Annotated in this window: 1 protein-coding gene; it reads left to right on the top strand. The window is 59.4% G+C overall.

The features are described 5' to 3' along the window. A partial coding sequence (locus tag ACPYOI_RS36170; RefSeq protein WP_481424183.1) for a hypothetical protein occupies positions 1–276 on the top strand: 276 nt, incomplete at both ends.

Here is a 276-nt window from a genome sequence, read left to right as displayed (position 1 = left end):
GCGCGGGAGCGGCCTTGGGCGCCGCGCTGGTCGTCTATCCCGCAATCCTCATTTGGCGCTCTGAGGGACACCAGCAAGCCGCAACCGTCGCACTGGAAGCCGCGGTCAAACGCTTTGCCGAAAAAGGAAGATCAATGGTCGAGTCTCTTCTCTTGATACTACCGCTCTGTGCAATGATTCCGGGCTGCCAGACAGCGACAAAGCCGACTGCATACGCCGGGTTCGAGAAGCTTCAGCCAAGCCTCGAGACGTCGGTCTTCATCCTCGAGACTGATC

This window comes from Rhizobium sp. SVR5-2C (assembly GCF_056755115.1).
This window is presented reverse-complemented; position numbering and strand designations above follow the sequence as displayed.